Genomic DNA, 26,514 nt, shown 5'->3' on the forward strand with positions numbered 1-26,514 from the left:
ATGAATTACAGGCCAGCCTTCAGGCTTGCCTCGATAAACTGATCCAGATCACCGTCTAGCACTGCCTGACAGTTACTGGTTTGAACGCTGGTGCGCAAATCTTTGATGCGCGAATCATCCAGCACGTAAGAGCGAATCTGGCTGCCCCAACCGATGTCGGCTTTGCCGTCTTCCAGTGCCTGTTTGTCTGCCGAGCGCTTTTGCATCTCAAGCTCGTACAAACGCGCACGCAGCATTTTCCAGGCTTTGTCGCGGTTTTGGTGCTGGGAGCGTTCGCTCTGGCACTGTACTACGGTGTTAGTGGGTTCGTGGGTCAAGCGAACTGCAGAGTCTGTTTTGTTAACGTGCTGACCACCGGCACCGGAGGCGCGGTAGGTATCGGTACGCACATCAGAGGGGTTTATGTCGATTTCGAAATTGTCATCAATTTCCGGCGACACAAACACCGAGCTGAATGAGGTGTGGCGCCTGTTGCCTGAATCAAAGGGCGACTTACGCACCAATCGGTGTACCCCTGTTTCAGTGCGCAACCAACCGAAAGCGTACTCGCCTTCAAAATAAATGGTGGCGCTTTTAATGCCCGCCACTTCGCCGGCCGACACTTCTTCAAGGGTGGTTTTAAAGCCTTTGGCCTCGCCCCAACGCAAATACATACGCAACAGCATCTCGGCCCAATCTTGCGCCTCGGTACCGCCAGAGCCTGCTTGAATATCCAGGTAGGCGTTGTTGGCATCCATCTCGCCGGAAAACATCCGGCGGAACTCCAATACCGCTAACTGGGCCTCTAAGGCCTCAATGTCTGCAGCCACGGCATCTACCGAATCCTGGTCTTGTTCTTCAACGGCCATATCCAGCAGATCGCGGCTATCGGCAACACCTGAGTCAAGCTTTTCAATGGTGCTCACTACAGCTTCCAGCGAGGCTCGCTCACGCCCCAAGGCCTGGGCACGTTCTTGATCGTTCCAGACATCTGGCTCGGCCAGTTCCAGCTCTACTTCAGCGAGCCGCTCTTTTTTGGTGGCATAGTCAAAGGTACCCCCTAAGCACGTCGGTGCGCGCTTGAAGGTCTTTTAATGCGTTGAGAAGAGGATTGATTTCCATGCAGCCCCGTAAGCCCCAGGTGGGCGAAATATCGAAAGGCGCGGATTGTACCCCACAGCCACGCTCTCACCAAGTATGGCTGCAGGGAAATGCCCTGCTAAACCAAGGCGTTTAACAGCCAGCCCATCACCAGGATTTGCGGCAAGGTGTACAGTGGCAAGGCGAGCGCCAAACGCCAAGATCCGGTGGTATCGCGCAGCGACATTATCTCGGTGTAATCCGTTGAAACACCGGCCATCATGAAGGTGAAACCATTGCCCGGGGCGTCTGCCCGAGTCACCAGTTCAGCGGCCAGCGGTGTAGAGCCCTCTGAGCACACTTCTATAATGGTGGCGGCAACCAGCGTGGCTGCCAAGCCCAAAAGCGTGGGGCCAAACCACTGCTCAAATACGGCGGTGTCTACGAAGGTTCTGACCAACGCCGCCAGAATCACGCCCACCAGCAACCAGCGCAGCACCATTGCCGAACCCTTAAGGCCATCCCATAAGATGTCTGGCACCAGCTGCCACTGCCAATTTATGGCCTGCCAGCGCTGCTTTAAGTCAGACGGCCAGTGATAACCGGCTTCCTGTTTAACTGTGTTGGGGTTGGCTGGCAATTTGCCGCGGGCCACCAACCTGTCTACCCACCAGCCGGTGCAGAGCGCCACCAAGAGCGATAAACCAATAAAAAGCGCCGTGAGCGGCAGCCCTATGAGCGACACCATAATGATGGTGAGAGATAGCGAATTCCAGGGCGTTGCAATCAAAAAGGCCATTACCTGGCCAAGGCTGGCGCCGCGCTTGTAGAGCTGCATGCCCACCATCAAAACGCCGTGAGAGCATAAATCCAATGCCAGGCCCGCACCGGTGGCTCTCAGCAAGCCACGTTTGGAGCCACCCTCACCCAACACACCCATAATCAGGGCCTGGGGTACGCGCGCCAGCACGCCCACAAACACCGCGGCCAACACTATGCCCCACCACATGGTATTCATGAGTTCAAACACCGTATGGCTGGCTACACCAAGGTAGCCCCGGAGGCTGCCTTGATTCGCCAAGGCCTCATGCCCAACCACCAGGTAGGTGCCGTAGAGCAATGCCACCACACACAAACCGCCCCACAATAAATAATCAATACGCTTGGCGCCGCCAGGCGAATCACAGCAACCGCCTGAGGAGTCTGGGGCGCTTTGCCCGCGGCCCTGTAGGGTTGATGGCTCGCAACAGCCGGGCTTTACCTCAGCCTTTTCACTTGCAGGGCCACAACATTTGGATTCACCGGTCATGCTGCACCTCACTATTTGCGCTGTCAAAATTTGCCGCCGCCAAACGGTCTAAAATCGCACAGCGGTTGCCTTCACGGCCATCGCAGGATTGCCACAGCTCGCTTAAGGTGGCCTCAAGTCGTTCAAGCTCCAACCGTTTTTGCCGCAACTCGGCAAGTTTTTCTCCCACCAAATGCTTCACCCGCGCACTGTGGCTGCCTTTTTTACGGTACATATTCAACAAGCGGCCAGACTCCTGAACGGTAAACCCCACGGCCCGGGCGTGTTGTAAGAAGCACAGGTGATCGAGATTATCGCGGCTATAGATGCGGTAGCCATTGTGTGCGCTGCGCTGAGGTGCCACCAACCCCTGGGCCTCATAATAACGTATGGCTTTAGGCGAGAGCCCCGTTACCTTGGCAACATCTTGAATCTGCACACTGCCTCCTTACACGCTGCATAGGGCGTGTAAAAATTTGTAATACACGCTTTAGACTCACAATTTAAACGCAGTATGAACCTTGCCCCAGGGGCAAGGTCAAGGGTAGCGGCAATTCAGAAGGCGTATTTGACTGGAAATTACCCAGCGCTCGAATGCCAGGGCTGTGGCACTAAAAACCCTGCCATCTGGGCGCTCGGCAATGGTGTAATGAATGGCGTAATGACATGCGAGCGTTGCAGCCATTACGCCATAAGCTGGCGGATTAAGCCGCCTGGCGGAGCACCGTAGCCGGGGGCAGCCTGAGCAGGTGCCGGCAAGACCAGGCACCAAAGCCCCCGATTACCAGCGCACCAAAGGCAGGCGTTGCGATCCACACCCAGGGGTGCAGCTGCCATTTGAGGTCGAACACAAAGCGTTGTAACCCCCAAAGCAACCCTTCGGCACCGAGAGCTGCCACCAAGCCGGAAAGCGCGCCGAGGGCAGCAAATTCAATCCACAAGCGCGCCCGCAACAGGCCGCGCGCTGAACCCATGGCACGCAACAAGCCCAGCTCTTGGGTGCGGGCATCCATGCTGGCATGCACCGAGGCCATTAGCACCAACATTGAGGCCACAAACACCAGCCAGAAAACCAGCTGCACACTGCCACTTACCTGATCAATGACCAGCCGCACTTGGGCAAAAATCTTTTCCATTTCCACCACCAGTGCCGTGGGGTGCTGCTGTACCAATTCAGCAACAAAGCGGCCACCGTCGGGCGGTGCGTATAGGCTTGTCATGTACATGGGCGCAAAATTATCCAATGCGCCCGGATTAAACAGCACAAAAAAGTTGGGTTTCAGGGAATCCCACCGAAGCGTACGGAAACTTGTAACCTTGGCGGTGGTTACCAGGCCACCAATACTGAAAGTCAGCTCGTCGCCCAGCTCAATGTCGCGCCACTTGGCAAACTCTGCCTCAAGGCTTACCTCGGGCGTGGCCGCGGCGCTTTCAGTTTCGCTCCACCACTGGCCTTGGGTGAGGTTATTGCCCTCTGGAACATTTTGCGTCCAACTTAAATTCAGCTCACGGGTCATTGCCTCCGGGCCTTGGGGGCCCTCACGACTGCCTGCGTTGTCGTCTTCAGATTCCGCCTGCGCTTGTGCTTTCGCAATTGCACGGGCTTTGGCGTCTTCACCATTTATGTGGGTAAGCCGCCCACGTACTAACGGGTACAAACCGCTGTGCGTGAGTTTCTTTGTGGCCAACAGCGTTTCAAACGCCGGCAATTCATGGGGTGCAAGATTCACCACAAAATGATTCGGCGCATTCTCCGGCAATTGTAAACGCCACTCTTCCAATAGCGAGCCGCGCACCAATAGCAAGGTGGCAAGTAACATTAACGCAGTGCCAAATACCACCACCTGCAAATGGGTTTCTGTTTTTCTGCGTTGAAGTGATGCTATCGCCAAACGCCATTGACTGCCTGCATTTGCTGCATAACGTTTAAGTAGCTTCAAGCTTAAAGCGGCAACCCCTACCGCCAGTAACGCAACACCTGCCCAGGCAAGCATCACCACAAGAGAAAGCATTAACTCGCCACTGTACAGCCATAACAACCCAAAAGATGACAGCACACCAATGAGTAGCTGAACGCGCCCGGTGGTGGTTGGCACGGGCGTTTCACGGCGCAACACTTTTATGGGCGCAACCCGCGGCAGCGGCCAAAGCGGCGGCAAGGCAAAAAACAATAAACACAAAAAGCCTGCACCCACGCCCAGCAAAGCAGGCAATACACCCGGCGGCGGCAAGGTCACTGTGAGCAATTGTGCAAGGCTTTGGGCGATAGCGCCTTGCAGCGCAAGGCCTGCCACCAACCCGATGCTACCTGCGAGTGCACCCAACCAAACCAACTGGGCCAAGTACAAGCGTTGAATTTTCGCACTGACCACGCCCAAACTTTTTAACAGCGCCACCTGATCAATGTGGCGCGCGCAGAAACGCTGGGCCGCCATTGCCACTGCAATGCCTGCCAACAGCACGCCAAACACACTGGCCAGCATTAAAAAGTTTTTGGCTGTTTTTAAATTGCGGGCAATGCGCGACTGGGCTTTGGCGACATCTATCACGCGTTCGTGCACGCTCAGCGCAGGCGTTAGCGCGTTAATATAGTTATCAATTTCACCCGGCTCACCGCCCAATAATAAATTGTAACTTGCGCGGCTACCCTCTTGCAGTACACCCGTGGCCGGCAAATCTTGCTCGTGCATCATCACCCGTGCACCAAAGCTCATGAAGCCCTGGCCACGGTCGGGCTCGGTTACCAATACTTTTGAAACCTTAAAGCGCCCCTCGCCCACTTCAAGCTGATCACCCACCTGCAGTTGCAGCAAAGGAAATAGCCTGCCTTCTACCCACACCTCGCCGGGCGCCGGGCCTTGCTTAATCACCGTTAACGGGCCTTCGCCAAAGGGGGTCAGTCGCGTTTCAAGCTCGCCGATTAACGGATACCCATCACTTACCGCCTTAACAGAAGCCAGGTGCGATGCATCGCCGTGAAACACCATAGATTGGAAAACCGTCGTTCGGGCGGTGCGCAAACCGGCCTGCTGCGCTTGCGCAAGCCAATCTGGGTGGATTTCGCTGTTGGAGCGAATGATTCTGTCTGATGCAATAAATGCATGGGATTGCGCTTCCATGGCGCGCTCTAACCGGTCGGCAAACAGGGCGATGCTGCTCACCAGGGCAACTGCCATCAAAGTGGCGAGGCCTAATATGCGCACCTCGGCGCTGCGCAAATTACGGAACAATAATCGCAGGCTTAACATGAAAGGCCCGCCTCGCCCGCTGCCATGTTGGCCTGTGCGGGCTCATTCACCACCTCGCCTGCTTCGAGTACCAGGCTGTGCTGACAGCGGTCGGCTAACCGTTGCTCGTGGGTCACAAGCACCAACGTGGTTTGATGCTTTTCGTTGAGTGCAAACAATAAATCAATAATTTTTGCACCGGTTACGGCATCGAGGTTGCCAGTGGGTTCATCGGCAAACAAAATTTTAGGCTGGCTTACAAATGCACGCGCCAGTGCCACACGTTGCTGCTCACCGCCGGAAAGCTGGGGCGGAAAGTGATCACTGCGCGCAGCTAGGCCCACCTCTGCCAGTGATTGCTCGGCGCGCATGCGCGCATCGGCAACACCCTGTAGCTCGAGCGGCAACATCACATTCTCCAAGGCACTCAGGCCCGGCAACAGCTGGAAAGACTGGAACACAAAGCTCAGGGTTTTAGCCCTGAGCGCCGCCCGGCCATCTTCGTCTAGCGCGTTCAGGTCTGCGCCATCTAGCAGAACCCGGCCCTCAGTGGGCACATCGAGGCCTGCCAGAATTCCCAGCAAGGTGGATTTACCGGAACCGGACGCCCCCACAATGGCCAAGCTGTCGCCCGCGCCTACAGTGAGGTTCACGCCGCGCAATATCGGCAAATCGCCCGCCAGGGTTTGGACGGTTTTGTGAAGATTTTGCGCAACAATCATAAATACGACCTTGGTTGAGAGTTTTCGTTGTTTCAAAGTAAACGACAAATTGGGGGGTTTCAGCCCGTGACGGTTGCAAAAACGGCGTAAATTTCGCACATTTAAGGCTCACACAGGCAGGTTATACGATGCACTTTACCCTATCAGATTATCTTCCAAGCACCAGAGCCTTGCTCGCAACGCTGGCACTGCTGGTCGCAACCGCCGCACACGCCACAGATACACCGCACTCACAGGCTAAGAATAAGCTGCTCGTTTTAGGCGACAGCCTAAGCGCAGGTTATGGCCTGGCTGTTACGGAGCCCGGCTGGGTAGACTTACTGGATGAAGCCCTGCCAGCTACCCACATTGTAAACGCAAGCATTAGCGGCGATACCCTGGCCGGCGGCCTTGCCAGGCTGCCACAGTTGTTGGCAATGCATAAACCCCGCTGGCTGCTGATTGAACTTGGCGGCAACGATGGCCTCAGGGGCCATTCGCTGGCGGCCATTCGCGCGCAACTCACAGAGCTGATCACCCTCGGGCAAGCGGCCGATGCCCAAGTCCTGGTAATGGAGATGCGTATCCCGCCCAATTATGGCAAACGCTATACCGAGAAATTTACTGCGCTTTTTGGCGAGCAAGCACACGTTAAGGGCGCAACCTTAATTCCGTTTTTCCTGGAAGATATTGCGCTGCAAGATGGGATGATGCAGGGCGATGGCATACACCCAACGGCTGCCGCCCAACCGCTGATGCGCGACCAGGTGTTGGAATATCTGGCACCACTTATGCAGGTGGCGCAAGATAGTTAATCAGTAGCTGCACATTGCGCTGGCCGCGAAACTCGTTGATATCGAGCTGGTAAACGGCAAACAGCTGCCGGGCAGCAGGCGCAGGCCAATGATCCAGATCAACATTAAATGCGATGGCATCCAGGCTTTGCTCAGGGCTTGCCACCGGCGACACCGTAAGCTTCAAGTGCTTAGCACCCACTATTCGCTGATTGTGAATAATAAACTCGCCTTGAAACGCAGGCTCGGGAAACTGCTGCCCCCAAGGGCCTGCCTCTGCCAGTTGTTGCGCGCGCTCTAGCGTAAAATCCTGTGGGTGCAATTCGCCATCTGTATAAATCACCGCTTGTAGGTCTGCATCAGTCAGCATGCTATCGCACACCTGCTCAAAGGCCTGCTGAAACGCACTGAAGTTTGCCTGGGTAATACTTAGGCCCGCCGCCATTGCATGGCCACCGAATTTAAGTACAAGCCCCGGGTGAGTGACGGCCACCCGATCGAGGGCGTCACGTAAATGCAGCCCCTTGATTGACCTGCCCGAACCCTTAAGGGTGCCGTCGCCGGCATCGGCAAATAACACGGTTGGCCTGTGGTAGCGCTCCTTGATTCTGGAGGCAAGAATGCCAATCACCCCTTGATGCCACTCTGGGTGATACAGGGCAATGGCTTTCGGCACCGCCGCTAATTGATCGAATTCAGCCAGCGCCTGCTCGGCTTCTTTATGCATAGCCGATTCTATGGAGCGACGGTCACGGTTGAAGTCGTCGAGCTGCTGGGCAAGGCTCAAAGCCTGGCTGTAATCCTCTGCCAGCAGGCACTGAATGCCGAGCTGCATGTCATCAAGACGCCCGGCAGCATTTAATCTTGGCCCCACAGCAAACCCCATATCCGAGGCCTGCACGGCGGCCGGATTTCTACCGGCAACGGTTAAGAGCGCGGTAATACCCGGCCGGCAATGCCCTGCGCGTATGCGCTTTAGCCCCTGCTGCACGAGCAATCGGTTATTGGCATCAAGGGGCACCACGTCAGCCACAGTGCCGAGCGCCACCAAATCCAGAAAGTTCGCCATGTTCGGCATTGGCCGGCTGGCCGGGTTAAACCAGCCCTGTGCCTGAAGCAAGGCGCGGAGCTTACTCATCACATAAAAAATTACGCCAACACCGGCCAGGTTCTTACTGGGAAATTCACACCCCCGCTGATTGGGGTTCACTATGGCTGCAGCTTTCGGGGTTTGCTCACCGGGCAAATGGTGATCGGTAATCACAAGCGCAATACCCGCATCAAACACCGCCTGCGCGCCCTGGATACTGGAGATGCCGTTATCCACGGTAACAATCACATCAGGAACAAAGCCCTTTGCCACTTCCACGATTTCAGGCGTCAAGCCATAGCCATAATCAAAGCGATTGGGCACCAGGAAATCCACCTGGCCTGCGCCCATGGCCCTTAGGGCCAATACCGCAAGCGCAGAGCTGGTGGCGCCATCTGCATCAAAATCACCCAGTATAAGAATCCGCTGATTGGCCTGCACCGCATGGGCGAGCACTTCGGCTGCATGCGCCAAGCCTTTCATTGCCGGCGGCAGCAACTGGTTAAGGCTGCGGGGCACACCGGCCTGGCTGGTTACGCCCCGGGCACAGTAGATCCGCTGAATCAGCGCTGGCACGCTGGAATCAAACTCTGCCTTGGCAAGATCTGCCGTGCGCGCAACTACCTTCATATGCCCTACTCTACGCCGCTGTACTTTTTACAAGGCGCACAGCCTAACACGTTTGGGGCAATGCCCTGAACGGCCGCACCCACTACACTTAGCGCACACTTAAAACGGACCCACCACTATGCCACTACTTAGAATCAAACCAGACCAGGGCGAGATCAGCCAGGCGCCTATCAGCGCAGCTAAATTACTTGCCGGCAGCCCCGTATCTAAAACCGCACACCAATTCACCAACATGGCCCACAACTTTCATTGCGGCATATGGGAATCTGATGCTGGGAAATGGACGCTTAATTACACAGAAGATGAGTTTTGTTACATCATCGATGGCAGCGCCATTATTGAAGATGAACAAGGCCTAAAGGAAACCGTTAACAAGGGCGATGCATTTGTAATTCCCGCAGGCTTTAAAGGCACCTGGGAAACCCTTGGGCAGGTACAAAAATATTATGCGATTTACGAAGCAGCGCAATGACGGGCGTTGCGCCTTGCTTGGGCTTCGCGCCAGCGGCGTTGTTGCACTTGGGTTTCTGGCTCAAGCTTAGGCACTGCGGTAGGTTTACCGTTGGCATCTACCGCCACCATAGTGAAATAGCTGGTGTTAGTGTGGCGCAGAGTGCCGGTTTGGAGGCACTCTGCGATCACACGGATGCCAATTTCCATTGAGCTGTTGCCGGTATAATTCACCGACGCCAAAAGCGTTAAAAGCTCGCCAATGGCCACCGGCTCTTTGAACAACACATTGTCTACAGAAAGTGTAACCACGTAACTGCCGCTATAGCGAATAGCGGCAGTGTAAGCCACTTTATCCAGCAGCTTAAGCAGCTCGCCCCCGTGCATTTTGCCACCGAAATTGCTCATCTCGGGTGTCACCAGCACAGACATTTCCGTAGTGTGTGATCGCATAATAGCGCTCCGTTTTCGGCCTAGGCGCGAATGTTCTTTGCGACAAATTGCTGTACGGCGGCGGTATCATTTTCCAGCACATCGTATTGCTCTTTGCGCTCAAACAAATCCGCCATGTGTGGCGGCAATGCAGGCTCCACATGCCGGGTGGCCTGTTTTACCGCCTCCGGAAACTTGGCCGGGTGCGCCGTTGCCAAACACACCATGGGCGTGTGCGTATTCTTGCGTTTAACCCTTGCCGCCTCTACGCCAATGGCCGTGTGAGGATCCAACAGATAGCCTGTTTGCTCATACACCTGCCCGATGATACGGGTCATGGCTTGGTCGTCTAAACGATGACTGCTGAACAGTTCGCGGGCCTTGGCCAGCGCAGCATCAGACAGCGTCATCGCGCCCGACTTAAACTCTTCCATTAGCCCGCTAATGGCTGCCCCGTCGCGATCGTATAAGTCGAACAACAAGCGCTCAAAGTTGCTGGACACCATGATATCCATACTTGGCGACAAACTATGCACCAGCGGCTTTTTAGAGTGGTCATTGTCACTGATACAGCGATGAAGAATGTCGTTGGCATTGGTGGCAATAATCAGCTGCTCAATGGGTAAGCCCATTTTTGAAGCGAGGTAGCCTGCAAAAATGTCACCAAAATTACCCGTGGGCACAGAGAAAGACACAGGCCGATGCGGGCCACCCAATGCCAGCGCTGCATAAAAGTAATAAACAATCTGGGCCATAATGCGCGCCCAGTTAATAGAGTTTACTGCCACCAGCTGGCGACCTTCCGGCAAGAAGGATTGATTGGCAAAACTTGCCTTAACCATATTCTGGCAATCATCAAAGTTGCCTTTAAGCGCAATGTTATGCACATTGGGCGCCAGCACCGATGTCATTTGCTTGCGCTGCACTTCTGACACCCGCTCGTGCGGGTGCAGAATAAAGATGTCGATATTATCGCAGCGGCTACAGCCTTCAATGGCAGCCGATCCGGTATCGCCGGAGGTGGCGCCCATCACAACCACTTTCTGGTTGCGCTTGGCCAAAATATGATCCAGCAAGTGCCCTAGAAATTGCAGTGCGAAATCTTTAAAGGCAAGGGTTGGGCCCTGAAACAATTCCAGCACCCATTCGTTGTGCCCGGTTTGAACCATCGGCGCTATCGCATCGTGGCGAAAGCTCGCATAAGCTTTATCAATAATTGCCTTAAGCTCTGTGTCGGTTAGCTCACCGTCAACAAAGGGCTTAATAATTTCAAAGGCCAATGCCTGGTAAGACAAGCCCGCCCAGCTGGCGATGGTTTCTTTGCTGAAATGGGGCAAGGTTTCCGGCACATACAGGCCACCATCTGAGGCCAGGCCCGTTAATACGGCTTCTTCAAAAGACAGCGCCGGAGCCTGCCCGCGGGTACTAATAAATTTCACAATCGGTTCCAATAATTTGCGGTTTAGCCCAAGCTTTCAACACGAATGTGTACAACATCGCCATGAATCACAGGTAAGGCTTCTATTTTTTCAATGGCAGACATCAGCTGGTGTTCGATGGCACGGCTGGTTAACAAAATTAACGGCACTTGTGGCGCGTCTTGCTGGGGTTCTTTTTGAATTAATGCCTCAACACTGATGTTGGCCTCTGCAAGAATGGTAGACACTTGCGCGAGTACTCCGGGGCGATCTTCGGCCACCATGCGCAGGTAATAGGCAGTTTCCACTTGCTCCATGGGCAGCATGTTGGGGGTTTGATCTGCCGCATTGTGAAACGCCAGTGGTGCAACTCCGGCACCGCCCTGGGCGCAACTGCGCGCAACATCTACAACATCCGCAATTACCGCCGAGGCTGTGGGCTCGGCGCCGGCACCGGCGCCGTAATACAGGGTTGGGCCTACGGCGTCGCCTTTAACCAATACGGCGTTCATCACGCCATCTACATTGGCAATTAAACGCTTGGCAGGAATCATGGTGGGGTGCACACGCAATTCAATGCCGGCGGCTGTTTGGCGCGCAATGCCCAGGTGTTTGATGCGGTAACCCAGCTCCTGAGCGTAATCCACATCTTCGGGTGCGATATTGCTGATACCTTCGGTGAATACCTTGTCGAACTGCAGCGGAATGCCAAAAGCCAAAGACGCAAGAATAACCAGCTTGTGCGCGGCATCGATGCCTTCAACATCAAAGGTTGGGTCTGCCTCGGCGTAACCGAGGGCCTGGGCTTCTTTTAGCACATCCTCAAAGGCGCGGCCTTTATCGCGCATTTCGGTGAGGATAAAGTTGCCCGTGCCGTTAATAATGCCGGCCAGCCACTCAACCTTGTTGGCAGACAAGCCTTCGCGCAGCGCTTTAATAATAGGTATACCACCGGCTACGGCGGCTTCAAACATCACTTGCACACCCGCTTCTTTGGCGCGCGCGAAAATTTCGTTGCCGTGCTCTGCAATCAGCGCCTTGTTGGCGGTGACCACATGCTTGCCCTGGGCTATGGCTTCAAGCACCAGGTCTTTCGCAACTGTGGTGCCGCCGATGAGCTCAACCAGCACATCCACCTCAGGGTTGCGGGCTACCTCGAAGATATCGGCAACGCGGGCTACCCCACCCAAATCACAGGCGGGGTTTTCACGGCGAGCCCCTACCTGAATAATGTTAATTTCTACACCGGCTCGTGCGTTTATTTCGCGCTTATTTCGCGTCAACACGTTAAACGTGCCACTTCCTACTGTACCTAGGCCACAAATGCCTACTTTCACCGGTTTCAAAATAACTTCCTCTGAATGGCATAAAGCACAACCAAACGTTGCGCCAGTTTAAGACTTTGCTGTTTATTCTTGCAAAAGGACGGCAACCTTACTGATACCGGCGAAGGCTGTCAATCGGGGCTTTGGGGCCTTTCGCGCAAGGTTTGGGAGCAGGCTTGAGAAAGAACGCGCCGCCAGACAGGCGGCGCGGAAATCACGATTCCAGACCGATCGCCTTGATCAGTTCTGGCGCCGGGCGATAACCGGAAATCAGCTCGCCGTTAGTGAGAAAAATAGCCGGGGTGCCGCGTACACCCAGCTCGCCGCCCAAGCGGTACTGCGCATCGATGGGGTTATTCTTACAAACTTCTCCGGTGACATTTTGGCCATTTTTTAACCGCGTAAGGGTTTCCGTTGGGGTATCTGAACACCAGGCGCGCGCCAGCTTGTTGTAAGATTCAGAGCGCAAACCCGCGCGCGGATACGCCAGGTAGCGTACCTCTATGCCTGCATCATTAAGCGCCGGCACTTCGCGGTGCAACTTGCGGCAATAGCCGCAGTCGACATCGGTAAAAACGTAGATAGACGCGCGTGTTTTGCCCTTGGCTGGAAACACAATCATCTCGGCTGCATCTTGCGCGGCTAATAAGGGCGCACGCTCAGACTGGCGGGCTTGCTCAGCCACATTGACGAGCTTTTGGCCTTCCACCCGATAAAGATCGCCTGCCACCAGGTACTCACCGGTGGCATCGGTATAGAGCACGGGGCCGTTATCAAGGCTTACGGCATAGATGCCTGAAAAGGGGCCATTGGTAACGCTGGTGACTGCCATATGGGGAATGGCTGCGGCCACTTTCGCCTTCAGGCGTGCCTCAACCTCTGGAGTAACCTTGGCCACACCGGTGGCGGCCTGCGCAAAAGCACCACTGCTAAAGGCCATTGCGGCGGCCAGAAATGCAGAGGACAACAATTTAACCATGGGTAATTCCTTATTGTTAATACAGCGTTAGGCGATCATAACCTATGCCTTGAAGAGTTACAGTGTACTGTTGTTCACTTTTACGACCAACCGATCCACTACCCCCTTGGATGGTGCAACTGGTGCAATTGTTTCATACGCGCCTGGGCGACGTGGGTATAGATTTGCGTGGTAGACAAGTCGCTATGCCCCAGTAGCATCTGCACCACCCTGAGATCCGCACCATGATTTAACAGGTGGGTGGCAAAGGCGTGGCGCAGTGTATGGGGCGACAAGGGCTTTTCGATTCCGGCCACCTTGGCCCAGTGTTTAATGCGATACCAAAAGGTTTGCCGGGTCATTTGCTGGGCGCGCGCGCTTGGAAATAACACCTCGCTCTGCCCACCCGCCAGCAGTGCACCGCGCGCGCTGCGCACATAGTGCTCAAGCCAGTAAATTGCCTCGGCGCCCAAGGGCACCAGTCGCTCTTTTGAACCCTTGCCAAATACCCGCACCACGCCTTGACGCAAATTAACCTGTGAAAGGGTAAGCCCCACAAGCTCCGATACCCGAAGCCCCGTGGCGTAGAGCACCTCAAGCATGCAGCGATCGCGCTGGCCAATGGGGTCTTCAACATCCGGTGCGGCAAGCAGCGCCTCTACGTCGGCCTCGGTCAGCGTTTTGGGCAATGGCCGGCCGAGTTTGGGGCTATCTATATGGGCCGCTGGGTCCAGCTTTATGCGCCCTTCGCGCAGCCAGTAACCGTAAAAGCTTCGCCAACACGAGAGCTGGCGCGATACCGACCGGGCACTTGCGCCCTGCTCAAACCGCCCACCTAAGTAGGCCTGCAATTCTGACGCTGTTTTGGTGAGCAGCGTCTCAGCCGGGGCACCGGCTGCAAGGCTTTGCAAGTCGCGCCGGTAGGCTGCGAGCGTGTGATCGCTCAGGCCCTTTTCCATCCACAGCGCATCCAGGTATTGATCGATAATGCTCACTTATCCCCTCCAACAATACCCCAGCATAAGCGCCGGGCATTTTCGTGCAAGCATAAAAAAACCGGCCAATGGCCGGTTTTTCAAGAAGCACTCACACTTAGTTGAGTTTTTCTTTAATACGCGCAGCTTTACCAGCCAGGTCACGCAAGTAGTACAGCTTGGCCTGACGAACATCACCACGACGCTTAACAGACACTGAATCTACCAGCGGGCTGTGCAGCTGGAAGGTACGCTCAACACCCACACCGTAAGAAATCTTACGCACGGTGAATGCAGAGTTCAGGCCACGGTTACGCTTGCCAATTACAACGCCTTCAAAGGCCTGCAAACGGCTGCGATCGCCTTCTTTAACTTTAACCTGAACCACAACGGTATCACCGGGTGCAAACTCAGGAACCTCTTTCTTCAACTGTTCGTTTTCGAGGGCTTGGATAATCTTGTTAGTCATGTCTTTCTCCAAATTAACAAGTGTGTAGCTTCACAGCTAGAATGGAAAACCCGGTATTAATCGGTGTTTCCCGCCTCGAGGTCCCGACGAAAGTCCGTCAGCAGCCGTTGCTGCTCCTCGGTCAAGGTCTTGCCTTGCAGCAAGTCGGGGCGCCTTAATGCAGTGCGCCCCAGTGCTTGCTGTAACCGCCAACGGCGGATTCTTTCATGGTCGCCGGAGGCTAACACCGCCGGCACCTTTAATGCTTGCTCGCCGTCGGTATAGACCTCTGGCCGCGTATAGTGAGGGCAATCCAGCAAGCCATCGGTAAAGCTGTCTTGCTCTGCCGATTGCTTGTGGCCAAGCACTCCGGGTATCAGGCGGGTAATTGCATCCACCATTACCATCGCACCCAGCTCGCCGCCACTCAGTACAAAATCGCCAATAGACCATTCGCTATCGACTTCGAGCGCTATAAAGCGTTCATCAACGCCTTCATAACGCCCGGCAACCAACACCAGATTGCGCTTTTTAACCGCAAAATCCTGCGCCGCTGCCTGATTAAACTGGCGCCCCTGAGGCGAGAGGTACACTACCTCAGCGTCACCACCGGCCCAGCCTTTGGCTGCGTTTACCGCATCGCGCAATGGCTGCACCATCATCACCATACCGGGGCCGCCGCCATAGGGCCGCGCATCTACCGTTTGGTGCCTGTCGCTGGTGAAATCCCGCGGGTTCCAACAGCGCAAGGCGATGTGCCCTTGCGTAATTGCCCGGCTGCTCACGCCATAATCTGCAATGGCATCGAACATTTCCGGAAACAAGGTAACCAGTGCTATGCGCAATGGCTCTAGCTGTTCGGCCTGCGGCTGCTCTGCTGCCTCTGGCGGCGTCACGTTAAAACGCCGGATCCCAGTCGACCCACATAGTGCCGGCTGCCAAATCTATCTGCCTGACGAACTGCTCTGGCACGTAAGGCACCAGTCGCTCGCGGTCATCCAGGCTACCTTCGCAGGGCTTTACCACCACTACGTCGTTGGCACCGGTTTCCAGCAGGTGGCTCACCTGCCCAAGCTTGTACTCCCCACCTTCAAACAAGCTGACAACGTGCAACCCCTCCAGCTCGTGCCAATAAAACTCATCGGCGGCAAGTTCGGGCAGCTGGTCGCGCTCCACACTGATGGTGACTTTGGCCAGGGTTTCAGCCTCTGTACGGTCATCAATGCCTTTAAAATGGGCAATAAATCCTTTGCCGTGGGGCTGAAATTCATCAACCTCCATCGCTTTCACACCGTGCTTGGTTTTTAACCACCAAGGGGAATAAGAGGCGATGTTTTCCGGCGGTTCAGTATCAGAATGGACTTTCACCCAACCCTTGATACCGAATACCGAGGTAATACGACCAACGTCAATTAAGTTTGACCGTTTCTGGGTCATTGTCGGCCGTACCTCAGCGCTGCAAAATTAAGCAGCTGATGCTTCTTTCAGCAGAGAGGCTACACGCTCGCTCAGCTGTGCACCCTGACCAACCCAGTGCTCTACGCGCTCTTGATCGATACGCAGACGCTCTTCCTGGCCACGCGCTGACGGGTTAAAGAAACCTACGCGCTCAAGGTAGCGGCCATCACGAGAGTTACGGCTGTTGGTTACGGTCAAGTGATAAAACGGGCGCTTCTTAGAGCCACCACGAGATAAACGAATGCTTACCATGTAAGTCTTCTTCCTGTTGTTAAATTTGTGCCAGCGTTATGCCTGCACCACTACATCTAGCAAGATTGCAGACACAGGCCTGCGAAAGGCGCGGTATTCTAGGGTAAAAAATCCTGCCTGTATAGGCATTTACCCCCCAAAATACCGCCGAAGCCCGCGAATTTTGCGGGCCCCAGCCAATAAATACGCTTTTTAGCGAGATATTAGCGAAAACCACCCGGTGGCAAACCACCCATACCGCCGGGCATCATGCCACCCAGGCCGCGCATCATCTTGTTCATGCCGCCGCCTTTCATCTTTTTCATCATCTTGGACATCTGCTTATGCTGCTTGAGCAGGCGGTTGAGATCCTGAATCTCGGTACCTGAGCCGGCGGTAATGCGGCGTTTGCGCGAGCCGTTCAGCAGCTCTGGGTTGCGGCGCTCGCCGGGGGTCATGGAGCTTATTATGGCGTCCATCTGCTTGAACTGCTTGGTCATGTCGGCCTGCTGCGCCATTTGTGCCACATTGCCCATACCGGGCAGCTTTTCGAGCATGGAGCCCAGGCCGCCCATATTTTGCATCTGTTGCAGTTGATCGCGCAGGTCTTCCAGGTCGAAACCCTTGCCCTTGCTCACCTTGTTAACCAGCTTCTCGGCCTTGGCCTTATCAATGGTTTGCTCGGCCTGCTCGATGAGCGACATCAAATCGCCCATACCAAGTATGCGTGAGGCGATGCGGTCTGGGTGGAAGGGCTCCAGGGCATCCACCTTTTCACCCATGCCTAAGAACTTAATGGGTTTGCCGGTTACTTCACGCACAGACAGCGCGGCACCGCCACGGGCATCGCCGTCGGCTTTGGTGAGTATCACACCGGTAAGCGGCAAGGCTTCATTAAAGGCACGCGCCGTGTTTACGGCGTCTTGGCCGATCATGGCATCAATAACAAACAGGGTTTCAACCGGGTTGATGGCCTTGTGCAGCCCCTGGATCTCCTCCATGAGCGCGTTATCTATATGCAGGCGGCCGGCGGTATCCACAATCACCACATCGCAAAACTGCTTTTTCGCATGGGCAATGGCGGCCTCGGCGATGGCCACAGGCTTTTGGTCTGCAGAGGACGGAAAGAATTCCACCTCCACTTCGGCTGCCAGGGTTTCCAGCTGCTTGATGGCTGCCGGGCGATAGATGTCGGCACTGACCACCAGCACCTTTTTCTTTTCACGATTTTTCAGAAACCGGGCAAGCTTGGCCACAGAGGTGGTTTTACCGGCACCCTGCAGGCCTGCCATCAACACTACAGCTGGCGGCTGCTGGGCAAGATTCAGCGATTCATTGGCCTGCCCCATTAACTCAACAAGTTCAGCCTGGACGATTTTCAAAAACTGCTGGCCGGGGTTAAGGGCGCGGGCAACCTCTACGCCCACGGCGCGCTTGCGCACCTTTTCCACAAACCCTTTCACCACGGGCAGGGCTACGTCTGCCTCTAGCAGCGCCTTGCGCACTTCGCGCAGCGTGTCTTTGATATTGTCATCGTTCAGGCGCGCCTTACCGGTAATGGCACGCAACGATTTTGAGAGTCGTTCTGTTAAATTATCAAACATCGTGCAGATTCTTCAGTTTGCGGTATGTCGCCGGCGCCGTGCCGACGTTGAAAAGGCGGGCAGTATAGCTTAACGGCGCAGGCGGCCCAAGTGATCTGCCGACAATATCAAAGGCCCAGCAAAATCTTCAATTTCCAGCGCCGCTATGACACACTGCGCCCATCTCCGGTGGGTGAAACTGCATGTCAAATGGAATTTCTATGTACGCGCTAGCCATGAATCTGGCAGCTGTGGCTGTTTACCTGGCGGCCAGCGGCTATCTGGTTGCCCTGTTGCGCCAACGCCAAGCCCTGCAAGGCCCCTGGGTGCAGGCCTTGGCGTTTTGCGCAGTTGCCTTTCATTGGTATGGCCTCTATCCGCTGCTCTTTGCAGAGGCGGGCGTTAATTTCAGCTTTTTCGCCACCGCCAGCCTGATTTTTGCGGCCATCAATAGCCTGCTGCTACTTTCTGGCCTTAAAAAGCCGGTACACACCCTGTATTTACTGCTTATGCCCCTTTCGGCACTGAGTATAGTGGCGCTCATAGCGTTTCATGAGCCCGCCCACTTCACGCCTTTGGCCAGCGGTGTTGCTGTACATGTGGTGCTAAGCCTGCTCGCCTATAGCCTGCTCACCATTGCCACAGCCCAGGCTCTGGTGCTCGCGTTTCAGACCCACCAGCTTAAAAACCACCACACCGCGGGTGCCGTGCGTATTTTACCGCCCCTACAAACCATGGAAGGCCTGCTGTTTGATATGCTCTGGCTGGGCTTTGCCCTGTTGAGCGCCTCACTGATTTCAGGCCTGACCTTTGTGGAAGATTTGCTGGCACAACATTTGGCGCATAAAACGGTATTTTCGATTCTGGCCTGGTTTATATATGCCGCACTTTTGGCGGGCAGGCACTTTTTGGGCTGGCGCGGGCACCTGGCCATCCGCTTTACGCTGGGTGGGTTTGCGGCACTTATGCTGGCCTATTTTGGCAGCAAATTCGTCCTGGAGCTGGTGCTGGGCGTGGCATAGTAATGCAGGATTTGCCATGCTGGCCCTTCTGCTGCAAGATACGCGCTTTATAGACCTAGGGACCACCCTTTCTTGAACGACATACCCCTTAGCCTGCTGTTTTCATGCCTGGCAGGCTTGATTCTACTTTCAGCGTTTTTCTCATCTTCCGAAACCGGAATGATGTCTTTGAATCGTTACCGCCTGAAGCACCTGGTGAACAAGAAGCACCGCGGCGCCCTGCGCGCATCGGAGCTGCTAAGCCGGCCAGACAGGCTGATTGGCGTGATTCTTATCGGTAACAATTTGGTAAACGCCGCCGCCGCCACCATTGCCACCCTGATTGCCACCCAGCTGTTTGGCGATGTAGGCTTGGCCATTGCGCCCATTGCACTGACGCTACTGCTGCTGGTGTTTGCCGAAGTTACGCCAAAAACTGTGGCCGCCTTACACCCGGAGCGCATCGCCTTCCCGGCGAGCCTGCTGCTTAAGCCGCTGCTCTGGTTGTTTTACCCTATTGTTATCGTGGTTAACGTGATGTCTAACGCCCTCGCGCGGATTTTTGGTGTAAACCCCGAGGCCCACAACACCAACGAACATTTGCACCCGGACGAGCTGCGTACGGTTGTGGATGAAGCCGGCGACCTGATTCCCGACCAGCACCAGGGCATGCTGCTGAATGTGCTTGATCTCGGCAAAGCCACCGTGGAAGACATCATGGTGCCGCGCAATGACGTGGTGGGGCTCAACCTCGAAGACGACATCCCCACCCTGCTGCGCCAGATTCGCACCAGTGAGTACACCCGCCTGCCCGTGTATGAAGGCGACATCAACAATGTGGTGGGCACGCTGCATTTACGCAACGCCGCGCGCTTTATTTTTGGCGACGACAGCACCATTACCCATGCCGACATTCGCAGATTCTGCCGCAAGCCCTACTTTGTGCCCGAGTCCACACCGCTGCACACCCAGCTTTTGCACTACCAGAAAGAAAAGCGCCGCATGGCGTTTGTGGTTGATGAATACGGCGATGTGCAAGGCATTATCACCCTTGAAGACCTGCTGGAAGAGATTGTGGGTGACTTCACCACCAATCGTGCAGAAGAACTGGGCGAAGAGATATCCAACCTGGGCGACGGCTGGTATGTGATTGATGGCAGCGCCTCATTGCGTGATGTTAACCGCGAACTGGAGTGGGATCTGCCCACCGATGAGGCCAAAACCATCAATGGCCTATTGGTAGATACCTTTCAGGGCGTGCCCGAATGCGCCATGAGCCTGACCCTGCGCAACTACCGCTTTGAAGTGGTAGAAACCTCAAGCAAGATGATCGAAAGGGTAAAGGCCACGCGCCTGCCGGATCTCGACGACTGACACCAAAACCACTAAGTCCACACCACACGGCCTAGGCAAAAGGGTTATCCGCCCGGGCCCGCTCGCGCGCCAGGCGCACCACAGTGCGCTGCTCATCCGGGTTCATACGCGACCAACGGCTAATCTCTTGGCCCGTGCGAAAGCAGCCCACACACACATCGGCCTCGTTCAGTGCACACACCGATGTACATGGCGATTTAACGCGCTCACGGGGCTGATTGGTCATTCGACCACCTCAAGCTTACTCACCTCTTCAAGCGAATCACGGTAGCGCTTGGCATGGCGTACGTAGATGTTGGCGCTTTCGCTCAGCATGCTGGCTACATCCTCCCCCAGGGTGCGAATCACCTTGGCGGGGCTGCCTACCACCAGGCTGTTATCGGGTATCTCCATGCCTTCGGTTATCAGCGCGTTCGCACCAACAATGCAGTTGCGGCCAATTTTCGCCCGATTTAACACCACCGCACCTATGCCCACCAAAGTGTTACTGCCCACCTCACAGCCGTGCAGCATGGCATTGTGGCCCACGGTGACATCATCACCCAGCACTAACGGCAGGCCGGGATCTGTGTGCAGTACGGCGCCATCTTGCACATTGGTTCGCTCACCCAAGGTAATCTGGGCGTTGTCTGCGCGAATAACAGCATTGAACCAAACGCTTGCGTGGTTTTTCAGCAACACCTGCCCAATAAGCGTGGCATTTTCGGCAACAAAGTGCCCTTCGCCTTCGCATTTGGGGGCATGGTCACCAAGTTTATAGAGGGTCATGTGAAATCCTAATGATGTTTATTGTTCTGAAAAGCAATCCCGCTAATAGCGGCGCTCTGGCGCGCTAGGGTGCAGCCTGCCTATGCGGGCATCCAGGGTTTTGTTGAGCAGATCCACCAGCATGCCCGCAGTAAATCCCCAAATTTCGAACTCCCCGAACTGGTAGGCCGGTGCCCACTGCTCAACGCCGTCGCGGGTGAATACATCTGTGCGAAGCCTTGGGTCTTGCAGAAAGAATGACACAGGCACCTTAAACACGGCGTCCAGCTCATCTGGGCTGGCTGTTAGAGGTAAATCCGGGCTAATCACACCCACCACCGGCTGCACGCGGATACCGCCTCTGGCATAACGCGAACGCCAAGTACCTAACACCTCTACATTCTCGGGCGCCAGCCCCACCTCTTCGTGCGCCTCGCGCAGGGCGGTGTCTGCCAGGGTTTCATCGCCGGGTTCCCACCAGCCGCCTGGGAAAGACACCTCGCCCGAATGGCGCTTGAGGTGTGTTGAGCGTAGCGTGAGCAATACCTGTGGGTCTGCCTCGCGGGTGAGTGCAATCAACACCGCGGCCTGCCTGGGGTGGGTTTCAGGTAAATCCAAACTGTAGGAGAAATGGTCAAGAAGAGCGGAAAGCTTCTGCAACATAAGGCTACCTCAGGCGGCATTATAGCCAGAATGATGGACCTGTGAAGGCAGAAACCGCGCCCTAATCTGGTAAACTAGGCTTTTGCATAACCGAGCAGCACCATGCAATTGCCAGACTTTGACGAGCTGTTAAAGCTTGCCGAGAGCCAACCAGAAGCACTTGAAGCCCTGCGCCAACAGCATATTCAGGCGCTGCTGGATGAATCCAGCCCCAAATTGCGCCGCCGCCTGCAAGGGCTGCAGTTCCAGATCGACGGCCTAAGGCGCAGCCAGCAACACCCGCTGGGCGCGTGCATTAAAATTTCGAACCTTATGAATGAGTCGGTACACAGCCTGCTTTTGCAAATTAATGATTTAGCCGATGACGCACCGCGACTAAACGCGGTAGTGCTGCCTTTCAAACCCAGGACATAGCCCCATGAACTTTTGCAGCCAATGCGGCGCCGGTGTTGCATTGATTATTCCCGAAGGCGACAACCGCGAGCGCCATGTGTGTGGCGACTGCAGCACCATCCACTACCAAAACCCCCGCATCATTACCGGCACCCTGCCAGTACACGAAGATAAGGTTTTACTGTGTAAACGCGCCATTGAGCCGCGCTACGGGTTATGGACGCTACCGGCAGGCTTTATGGAAAATGGCGAAACCACCGAGCAAGGCGCCACGCGTGAAACCTGGGAAGAAGCCAGCGCCAACATTGAAAACCTGACGCTTTATACGCTGTTTAATTTACCCTACATCAATCAGGTGTACTTTTTTTACAGGGCAAACCTTAGCGACCTCAATTTTGGCCCGGGCACAGAGTCTTTGGAAGTTGGATTGTTTAGTGAAGACGAAATACCCTGGGAGGAGCTTGCCTTTCCGGTGATTACCCGCACACTGCAGTTGTATTTTGATGACCGTAACACAGGCCACTTCCCGGTGCGCTCGGAAGACATTTTGCGCAGACGCTAGGTGTTTTAAAATGCGAAAGCAACAGAACTAAAAACCAGAAAAGCTGAAAACTGAAAACAAAAACTTTTTCAGCTATTTAAATTGCCGGGCATCCACCAGCGCCACAAGATCAAAGGCGGGCTCCTCATAGGGGTGCGCATTGCGCAGTGCCTTTATCACCGCGCTGGCAAACTGCGGCGCCACCAGCATTTCTACCCGGTATTCGGCAACGTGTGTAAGCTCGCCCACAGCACCAATAAAGGGCTGGGCGTCCTGCGCAGGCTTAAATTGGCCTTGGCCAGGCACCTGCCAACAACAGCACTCGTAATCCCCCTGCCTGCCGGCGCCCGCGTCAAACAGCGCGCGCTTGACTACTTCCAGGTGCGACTCGGGAATATATACACACAACTTAAACATTACCAACTCCGTACATTGCCACCTGCGGCCTGCCTTAAAATTTTGCTGAATACCGGGGAGTGTGGATACTGGCGAACTTGAGTGCTTGAGCAAACCTCATAAGAACGCAGCGCCTGGCGATTCAGTATCACTACCAGGCTTGGCATGGCTTGGCTTGGCTTTGGCTTGGAAAGATAAATTAAAAATGCCTATCAAGGCACGCTTGCTTGCCAGCGAGCCAGCAGGCAACCAGTTACTTCCTAACCACTTACCGCGACACCAGCTACCTCGAAACTCGTTATCTCGAAACTCATTATCTCGAAAATAGTCACTTACTAGCTAGCTACCACCTGATGGTATGCCCATTCTATCCAGGGCATCAGTGCTTGAAGGTCTGACGCCTCCACTGTTGCACCACACCACAGGCGCAATCCATGGGGCGCGTCGCGGTAGGCGCCAATATCGAAGGCTACCTCCTCTTGTTCCAGCAGCTTGATAATGGCCTTCACTTGCTCGGGCGTGGCATCGAGTGTTAAGCACACACTGGTAGATGAACGCAGCGCCGGATCTTTGGCCAAAAAGTGAATCCATGGGGTGGCCTCTACAAAGGCTTCAACCACTTGCAGGTTGGTATTACAGCGCGCAATACCCGCTTGCTGCCCACCAATACCCGCCAACCAGTCGAGCGCATCCAGGTAATCGGTAACGCATAACATTGATGGCGTATTGATGGTCTCACCACGAAAAATGCCTTCAATAAGCTTGCCGTTTTTTGTCATGCGGAAAATTTTTGGCAGCGGCCAAGCGGGTGTGTAACTCTCCAGCCGCTCAACGGCGCGCGGACTTAAAATCAGCATGCCGTGCGCACCCTCGCCCCCCAACACCTTCTGCCAGCTGTAGGTCACAACGTCCAGCTTTTCCCAAGGCATGGGCATCGCAAAAACGGCCGAAGTGGCATCACACAGGGTGAGGCCCGCGCGATCACCGGGAATCCAGTCGCCGTTGGGCACTCGCACGCCGGAGGTGGTGCCATTCCAGGTAAACACCACGTCACTGTTAAAATCTACCGCCGTTAAATCTGGCAGCTGGCCGTAATCGGCACAACGCTCGGTAACATCGCTTAATTTCAGTTGCTGGGTAATATCGCTATACCATCCCTTACCGAAGGATTCCCAATACAGCACCTCTACCGGGCGCGCGCCCAACATAGACCAAAGCACCATTTCCACAGCACCGGTATCCGATGCCGGCACAATACCCACACGATAACCTTCTGGCAGCTGCAACAATTCAGCGGTTTGGCTGCAGGCGCGCGCCAGTACCGCCTTACCTAAGGTTGAGCGATGCGAGCGGCCTTGCATGGCGGTATCTAGCTTAGACAGGTCATAGCCCGGGCGCTTGCTGCAAGGGCCTGATGAAAAGTTAGGGTTCTGGGGTTTGGCATTTGGGCGCATTAACGGCACTCGTATTGGCTACAAAACATCGGTTTATTGCGCCGCTTGCCGGCGCGGGTGGCAATTATGCCAGCAACCCTAAGATTTACCAGCGCCTGAAACAGCCACTGGCGGCGCGACACTGTAGGTTACCGATAGGCTGTGACTCTCACCGGGCGCAAGGGTGCGGCTATCGCGCCCGCAATTGGCCGTTTCAACACACAACATACGCAGGTAGTCTTCTGGCCCGAAATGGCTCAAACCCCTGGCCTTGTCTGCCCAGGGGTTCCAGACTACGGCACTGCCGCTACCCTGGGTTGCGATATGCACCCGCCCCTGTATAGATTCCACCGTAAGCGGCGCCCGGGGGTAATAAATACGATCCACTTCGCGATCAATCGCCAACTGGTCGAGCACTGCCTTTTGCGGCGAATCGGCCTTGGGTTGCAGGCTGTCATCAAACTGGACACCGGTAAGGCCCACCACGCGCGCCGTTGCAATATCACCCACCTCAAAATAGGTATGCAGCGCTTGTGAGAATACAAAGGGTACCGCGCTGTTGTTTACCGTGGTAAGCCTAAGTTTCAACCGGGCACCCAAATCCACTTGCAGCTGTAACTCAACCCCCTCTGCCTTGAGTTCGGCATAGGGGCTAAAGGCCTCGGCGGTAGGAAGCTGAAAAACGAAGGTAATACCTTCCACTTTCCGGCTCACGGAAATCAAATCCCAATCCTGTGTGCGTACCACGCCATGGGCAGGCAATTGGCCAGAACCCGGATAAGCACCAAACCAAGGCCAACACACGGGAATGCCGCCGCGAATCGCGCTGCCCTTTTTATAGGGCTCGCTCTCGCTGACCCACAAGAGGTCACCATGGCCACTAGGGGCGAAAGACAACACCTGGGCGCCCTGCTTACTTATGCAGGCTTTAAATGCCGGGTGGTCTATGTCAATTAAGCGTATGCCAGCCGCGCTATCGCGGTAACTTACGCCTTCGGGCAAACTGGGCTCCATGGGCGACCTCAATACAGCAAGGTATAGAGCTGGCGCTGATACTGCACCGCCAGCGGATCACCCTTACCCAGGGCCGCCAAAATATCTTGCAAGGTTTTCTTGATGGCACCATCACCTGCGTTCAAATCTTTACGTAATATCCCCATCAACAAAGCCAAAGCTTCTTCGCGGTATTGATGCTCAGACAAGGCTACTGCCAACTGTTGCGCAAGGCCCAGGTCATCGGGATTTTCAGCATAGGCCGCTTCCAGCGCCACCACTTCCGGCGCTTTGCCTGCCTCACGTTTAAGCGTTAACTTGGCACTCACTTGCTGCCAGTCAGATTGCCGGTCTTGCAAGGCAACCTTTTCCAAAAGCGCCTCGGCATCATCTAGGCGGCCATCATCTACCAGTGTATCTGCAAGCAAAATGGCAACGCGGAAATCTCCGCCAGCATCCAGGGCTGCACGCAATAAGCTGCGCGCCTTTTGCGCATCGGCGGGCGTCCCACTGGCCAACAAGGCCTGTGCCTCCAGAAAATCGGCCTCCCAGGCTGGGGGCAGGTATTTGTCTAACAGCTCGCGTATGGCTTGCTCGGATTGCGCGCCCACCAGGCCATCAACTGGTTGACCCTTGTCCATCAAAATGAGTGTGGGCAGGCTGCGCACGCCCAGCTGCCCTGCAATGCCACCTAGCTCATCGGCATTGGCTTTGGCCAGCAGAAACCGGCCCGCGTACTCTGTAGCCAGCTTTTCCAGTATGGGCATTAATACTTTGCAGGGCTCACACCAATCCGCCCAAAAATCTACCAGTACCGGGCGCTCCATTGAGGCTTCAATTAACACCTGCTGGGCGTTTACCATTGTGACATTCACAATGGACTCGCTAGTTGCCGTCATATTCACAC

29 protein-coding genes are annotated in these 26,514 nt (G+C 55.2%); 6 read left to right on the forward strand and 23 right to left on the reverse strand.

The window, feature by feature from the left end:
* Positions 1 to 5: 5 nt before the first annotated feature.
* The 5 genes from prfB to L1F30_RS08910 all read right to left on the reverse strand — a co-directional run bounded on the left by prfB (position 6) and on the right by L1F30_RS08910 (position 6,296).
* Positions 6 to 1,101, reverse strand: a protein-coding gene (prfB, locus tag L1F30_RS08890; RefSeq protein ID WP_253355415.1) for a peptide chain release factor 2 whose coding sequence is annotated in 2 segments (ribosomal slippage) — positions 6 to 1,028 and positions 1,030 to 1,101 — 1,095 coding nt in all. Because the reading frame shifts where the segments join, the coding sequence is not laid out codon by codon here.
* Positions 1,102 to 1,198: 97 nt separating this feature from the next.
* Entirely contained in the window at positions 1,199 to 2,368 is a 1,170-nt protein-coding gene (locus tag L1F30_RS08895; protein WP_253355417.1) for a permease, read from the reverse strand.
* Positions 2,358 to 2,786 carry a MerR family transcriptional regulator gene (locus L1F30_RS08900; protein ID WP_253355419.1) on the reverse strand — a complete coding sequence of 143 codons (429 nt, stop codon included), beginning with the start codon at positions 2,784 to 2,786 and terminating at the stop codon, positions 2,358 to 2,360. Before L1F30_RS08900 ends, L1F30_RS08895 begins: the two co-directional genes overlap by 11 nt.
* Before the next feature lie 265 nt (positions 2,787 to 3,051).
* Complete coding sequence (locus L1F30_RS08905) at positions 3,052 to 5,595, reverse strand: ABC transporter permease (protein ID WP_253355420.1); 2,544 nt, start codon at positions 5,593 to 5,595, stop codon at positions 3,052 to 3,054.
* A complete protein-coding gene (locus L1F30_RS08910) occupies positions 5,589 to 6,296 on the reverse strand; it encodes an ABC transporter ATP-binding protein (RefSeq protein ID WP_253355422.1) in 708 nt (235 codons plus the stop codon). Before L1F30_RS08910 ends, L1F30_RS08905 begins: the two co-directional genes overlap by 7 nt.
* A 128-nt stretch (positions 6,297 to 6,424) precedes the next feature.
* On the opposite strand from L1F30_RS08910, the gene L1F30_RS08915 reads away from it, so the two are divergent.
* The gene (locus L1F30_RS08915) at positions 6,425 to 7,090 is read left to right on the forward strand and encodes an arylesterase (protein WP_253355424.1); all 666 of its coding nucleotides are present in this window, start codon (positions 6,425 to 6,427) and stop codon (positions 7,088 to 7,090) included.
* On the opposite strand, the gene recJ is transcribed toward L1F30_RS08915, so the two are convergent.
* The gene (recJ, locus tag L1F30_RS08920) at positions 7,065 to 8,789 is read right to left on the reverse strand and encodes a single-stranded-DNA-specific exonuclease RecJ (RefSeq protein ID WP_253355426.1); all 1,725 of its coding nucleotides are present in this window, start codon (positions 8,787 to 8,789) and stop codon (positions 7,065 to 7,067) included. The genes L1F30_RS08915 and recJ overlap by 26 nt on opposite strands.
* Positions 8,790 to 8,907: 118 nt before the next feature.
* Between recJ and L1F30_RS08925 the strand changes: the two genes are divergently transcribed.
* A complete protein-coding gene (locus L1F30_RS08925) occupies positions 8,908 to 9,261 on the forward strand; it encodes a cupin domain-containing protein (protein ID WP_253355428.1) in 354 nt (117 codons plus the stop codon).
* On the opposite strand, the gene L1F30_RS08930 is transcribed toward L1F30_RS08925, so the two are convergent.
* The 10 genes from L1F30_RS08930 to ffh form a co-directional block, all read right to left on the reverse strand.
* On the reverse strand, positions 9,243 to 9,692 hold the full coding sequence (locus tag L1F30_RS08930) for an acyl-CoA thioesterase (RefSeq protein WP_253355430.1): 450 nt from the start codon (positions 9,690 to 9,692) through the stop codon (positions 9,243 to 9,245). The genes L1F30_RS08925 and L1F30_RS08930 overlap by 19 nt on opposite strands.
* A 20-nt stretch (positions 9,693 to 9,712) precedes the next feature.
* Positions 9,713 to 11,110, reverse strand: coding sequence for a threonine synthase (thrC, locus tag L1F30_RS08935; RefSeq protein WP_253355432.1), 1,398 nt, complete (start codon positions 11,108 to 11,110; stop codon positions 9,713 to 9,715).
* Between the two features lie 23 nt (positions 11,111 to 11,133).
* The gene (locus L1F30_RS08940; protein WP_253355434.1) at positions 11,134 to 12,435 is read right to left on the reverse strand and encodes a homoserine dehydrogenase; all 1,302 of its coding nucleotides are present in this window, start codon (positions 12,433 to 12,435) and stop codon (positions 11,134 to 11,136) included.
* Between the two features lie 193 nt (positions 12,436 to 12,628).
* Positions 12,629 to 13,393: a DsbC family protein gene (locus L1F30_RS08945; protein WP_253355436.1), complete on the reverse strand. Its 765-nt coding sequence runs from the start codon at positions 13,391 to 13,393 to the stop codon at positions 12,629 to 12,631.
* Between the two features lie 98 nt (positions 13,394 to 13,491).
* Positions 13,492 to 14,331 carry a site-specific tyrosine recombinase XerD gene (gene xerD, locus L1F30_RS08950; protein ID WP_253361785.1) on the reverse strand — a complete coding sequence of 280 codons (840 nt, stop codon included), beginning with the start codon at positions 14,329 to 14,331 and terminating at the stop codon, positions 13,492 to 13,494.
* 133 nt (positions 14,332 to 14,464) lie between these two features.
* Positions 14,465 to 14,815 carry a 50S ribosomal protein L19 gene (gene rplS, locus L1F30_RS08955; protein WP_253355438.1) on the reverse strand — a complete coding sequence of 117 codons (351 nt, stop codon included), beginning with the start codon at positions 14,813 to 14,815 and terminating at the stop codon, positions 14,465 to 14,467.
* A gap of 56 nt (positions 14,816 to 14,871) precedes the next feature.
* Positions 14,872 to 15,606, reverse strand: coding sequence for a tRNA (guanosine(37)-N1)-methyltransferase TrmD (gene trmD, locus L1F30_RS08960; protein WP_253361786.1), 735 nt, complete (start codon positions 15,604 to 15,606; stop codon positions 14,872 to 14,874).
* An 85-nt stretch (positions 15,607 to 15,691) separates the two neighbouring features.
* Positions 15,692 to 16,231 carry a ribosome maturation factor RimM gene (rimM, locus tag L1F30_RS08965; protein WP_253355440.1) on the reverse strand — a complete coding sequence of 180 codons (540 nt, stop codon included), beginning with the start codon at positions 16,229 to 16,231 and terminating at the stop codon, positions 15,692 to 15,694.
* Between the two features lie 27 nt (positions 16,232 to 16,258).
* Entirely contained in the window at positions 16,259 to 16,504 is a 246-nt protein-coding gene (gene rpsP / locus L1F30_RS08970) for a 30S ribosomal protein S16 (protein ID WP_253355442.1), read from the reverse strand.
* A gap of 203 nt (positions 16,505 to 16,707) precedes the next feature.
* Positions 16,708 to 18,087 carry a signal recognition particle protein gene (gene ffh, locus L1F30_RS08975; protein ID WP_253355444.1) on the reverse strand — a complete coding sequence of 460 codons (1,380 nt, stop codon included), beginning with the start codon at positions 18,085 to 18,087 and terminating at the stop codon, positions 16,708 to 16,710.
* A 182-nt stretch (positions 18,088 to 18,269) separates the two neighbouring features.
* Here ffh and L1F30_RS08980 point away from each other — a divergent pair, with 182 nt between their 5' ends.
* Complete coding sequence (locus tag L1F30_RS08980) at positions 18,270 to 19,088, forward strand: inner membrane protein YpjD (RefSeq protein ID WP_253355446.1); 819 nt, start codon at positions 18,270 to 18,272, stop codon at positions 19,086 to 19,088.
* 72 nt (positions 19,089 to 19,160) lie between these two features.
* Entirely contained in the window at positions 19,161 to 20,441 is a 1,281-nt protein-coding gene (locus L1F30_RS08985) for an HlyC/CorC family transporter (RefSeq protein ID WP_253355448.1), read from the forward strand.
* Between the two features lie 31 nt (positions 20,442 to 20,472).
* Here the strand turns inward: L1F30_RS08985 and L1F30_RS08990 are convergent, their stop codons facing one another.
* Genes L1F30_RS08990 through L1F30_RS09000 form a run of 3 tightly spaced genes read right to left on the reverse strand, consistent with a single transcriptional unit; the run spans position 20,473 to position 21,851 of the window.
* On the reverse strand, positions 20,473 to 20,667 hold the full coding sequence (locus tag L1F30_RS08990; RefSeq protein ID WP_253355450.1) for a DUF1289 domain-containing protein: 195 nt from the start codon (positions 20,665 to 20,667) through the stop codon (positions 20,473 to 20,475).
* A complete protein-coding gene (locus L1F30_RS08995) occupies positions 20,664 to 21,209 on the reverse strand; it encodes a gamma carbonic anhydrase family protein (RefSeq protein WP_253355451.1) in 546 nt (181 codons plus the stop codon). Before L1F30_RS08995 ends, L1F30_RS08990 begins: the two co-directional genes overlap by 4 nt.
* 42 nt (positions 21,210 to 21,251) lie before the next feature.
* Positions 21,252 to 21,851, reverse strand: coding sequence for a CoA pyrophosphatase (locus L1F30_RS09000; RefSeq protein WP_253355453.1), 600 nt, complete (start codon positions 21,849 to 21,851; stop codon positions 21,252 to 21,254).
* Positions 21,852 to 21,953: 102 nt separating this feature from the next.
* On the opposite strand from L1F30_RS09000, the gene L1F30_RS09005 reads away from it, so the two are divergent.
* Positions 21,954 to 22,265, forward strand: a complete 312-nt coding sequence (locus L1F30_RS09005; protein WP_253355455.1) for a DUF3135 domain-containing protein — start codon at positions 21,954 to 21,956, stop codon at positions 22,263 to 22,265.
* Between the two features lie 4 nt (positions 22,266 to 22,269).
* The gene (locus tag L1F30_RS09010; RefSeq protein ID WP_253355457.1) at positions 22,270 to 22,806 is read left to right on the forward strand and encodes an NUDIX hydrolase; all 537 of its coding nucleotides are present in this window, start codon (positions 22,270 to 22,272) and stop codon (positions 22,804 to 22,806) included.
* A 72-nt stretch (positions 22,807 to 22,878) separates the two neighbouring features.
* Here the strand turns inward: L1F30_RS09010 and L1F30_RS09015 are convergent, their stop codons facing one another.
* The 4 genes from L1F30_RS09015 to L1F30_RS09030 form a co-directional block, all read right to left on the reverse strand.
* Entirely contained in the window at positions 22,879 to 23,202 is a 324-nt protein-coding gene (locus tag L1F30_RS09015; protein WP_253355458.1) for a YqfO family protein, read from the reverse strand.
* 314 nt (positions 23,203 to 23,516) lie between these two features.
* Positions 23,517 to 24,635: a phosphoserine transaminase gene (locus L1F30_RS09020; RefSeq protein ID WP_253355460.1), complete on the reverse strand. Its 1,119-nt coding sequence runs from the start codon at positions 24,633 to 24,635 to the stop codon at positions 23,517 to 23,519.
* Positions 24,636 to 24,713: 78 nt separating this feature from the next.
* Positions 24,714 to 25,628 carry a D-hexose-6-phosphate mutarotase gene (locus tag L1F30_RS09025; RefSeq protein WP_253355462.1) on the reverse strand — a complete coding sequence of 305 codons (915 nt, stop codon included), beginning with the start codon at positions 25,626 to 25,628 and terminating at the stop codon, positions 24,714 to 24,716.
* 8 nt (positions 25,629 to 25,636) lie between these two features.
* On the reverse strand, positions 25,637 to 26,506 hold the full coding sequence (locus L1F30_RS09030; protein ID WP_253355464.1) for a co-chaperone YbbN: 870 nt from the start codon (positions 26,504 to 26,506) through the stop codon (positions 25,637 to 25,639).
* Positions 26,507 to 26,514: the final 8 nt, after the last annotated feature.

The sequence above is a fragment of the Simiduia sp. 21SJ11W-1 genome (genome assembly GCF_024138675.1).
Taxonomy (GTDB): Bacteria; Pseudomonadota; Gammaproteobacteria; order Pseudomonadales; family Cellvibrionaceae; genus Simiduia.

What these genes read in the sequence shown, in the direction of transcription:
- L1F30_RS08895 (WP_253355417.1), bottom strand. Translation starts at nt 2,368, where the DNA reads ATGACCGGTGAATCCAAATGTTGTGGCCCTGCAAGTGAAAAGGCTGAG.
- L1F30_RS08905 (WP_253355420.1), bottom strand. Translation starts at nt 5,595, where the DNA reads ATGTTAAGCCTGCGATTATTGTTCCGTAATTTGCGCAGCGCCGAGGTG.
- L1F30_RS08910 (WP_253355422.1), bottom strand. Translation starts at nt 6,296, where the DNA reads ATGATTGTTGCGCAAAATCTTCACAAAACCGTCCAAACCCTGGCGGGC.
- L1F30_RS08915 (WP_253355424.1), top strand. Translation starts at nt 6,425, where the DNA reads ATGCACTTTACCCTATCAGATTATCTTCCAAGCACCAGAGCCTTGCTC.
- recJ (WP_253355426.1), bottom strand. Translation starts at nt 8,789, where the DNA reads ATGAAGGTAGTTGCGCGCACGGCAGATCTTGCCAAGGCAGAGTTTGAT.
- L1F30_RS08925 (WP_253355428.1), top strand. Translation starts at nt 8,908, where the DNA reads ATGCCACTACTTAGAATCAAACCAGACCAGGGCGAGATCAGCCAGGCG.
- L1F30_RS08930 (WP_253355430.1), bottom strand. Translation starts at nt 9,692, where the DNA reads ATGCGATCACACACTACGGAAATGTCTGTGCTGGTGACACCCGAGATG.
- L1F30_RS08945 (WP_253355436.1), bottom strand. Translation starts at nt 13,393, where the DNA reads ATGGTTAAATTGTTGTCCTCTGCATTTCTGGCCGCCGCAATGGCCTTT.
- xerD (WP_253361785.1), bottom strand. Translation starts at nt 14,331, where the DNA reads ATGGAAAAGGGCCTGAGCGATCACACGCTCGCAGCCTACCGGCGCGAC.
- rplS (WP_253355438.1), bottom strand. Translation starts at nt 14,815, where the DNA reads ATGACTAACAAGATTATCCAAGCCCTCGAAAACGAACAGTTGAAGAAA.
- trmD (WP_253361786.1), bottom strand. Translation starts at nt 15,606, where the DNA reads ATGTTCGATGCCATTGCAGATTATGGCGTGAGCAGCCGGGCAATTACG.
- rimM (WP_253355440.1), bottom strand. Translation starts at nt 16,231, where the DNA reads ATGACCCAGAAACGGTCAAACTTAATTGACGTTGGTCGTATTACCTCG.
- rpsP (WP_253355442.1), bottom strand. Translation starts at nt 16,504, where the DNA reads ATGGTAAGCATTCGTTTATCTCGTGGTGGCTCTAAGAAGCGCCCGTTT.
- ffh (WP_253355444.1), bottom strand. Translation starts at nt 18,087, where the DNA reads ATGTTTGATAATTTAACAGAACGACTCTCAAAATCGTTGCGTGCCATT.
- L1F30_RS08980 (WP_253355446.1), top strand. Translation starts at nt 18,270, where the DNA reads ATGTCAAATGGAATTTCTATGTACGCGCTAGCCATGAATCTGGCAGCT.
- L1F30_RS08990 (WP_253355450.1), bottom strand. Translation starts at nt 20,667, where the DNA reads ATGACCAATCAGCCCCGTGAGCGCGTTAAATCGCCATGTACATCGGTG.
- L1F30_RS08995 (WP_253355451.1), bottom strand. Translation starts at nt 21,209, where the DNA reads ATGACCCTCTATAAACTTGGTGACCATGCCCCCAAATGCGAAGGCGAA.
- L1F30_RS09000 (WP_253355453.1), bottom strand. Translation starts at nt 21,851, where the DNA reads ATGTTGCAGAAGCTTTCCGCTCTTCTTGACCATTTCTCCTACAGTTTG.
- L1F30_RS09005 (WP_253355455.1), top strand. Translation starts at nt 21,954, where the DNA reads ATGCAATTGCCAGACTTTGACGAGCTGTTAAAGCTTGCCGAGAGCCAA.
- L1F30_RS09010 (WP_253355457.1), top strand. Translation starts at nt 22,270, where the DNA reads ATGAACTTTTGCAGCCAATGCGGCGCCGGTGTTGCATTGATTATTCCC.
- L1F30_RS09015 (WP_253355458.1), bottom strand. Translation starts at nt 23,202, where the DNA reads ATGTTTAAGTTGTGTGTATATATTCCCGAGTCGCACCTGGAAGTAGTC.
- L1F30_RS09020 (WP_253355460.1), bottom strand. Translation starts at nt 24,635, where the DNA reads ATGCGCCCAAATGCCAAACCCCAGAACCCTAACTTTTCATCAGGCCCT.
- L1F30_RS09025 (WP_253355462.1), bottom strand. Translation starts at nt 25,628, where the DNA reads ATGGAGCCCAGTTTGCCCGAAGGCGTAAGTTACCGCGATAGCGCGGCT.
- L1F30_RS09030 (WP_253355464.1), bottom strand. Translation starts at nt 26,506, where the DNA reads ATGACGGCAACTAGCGAGTCCATTGTGAATGTCACAATGGTAAACGCC.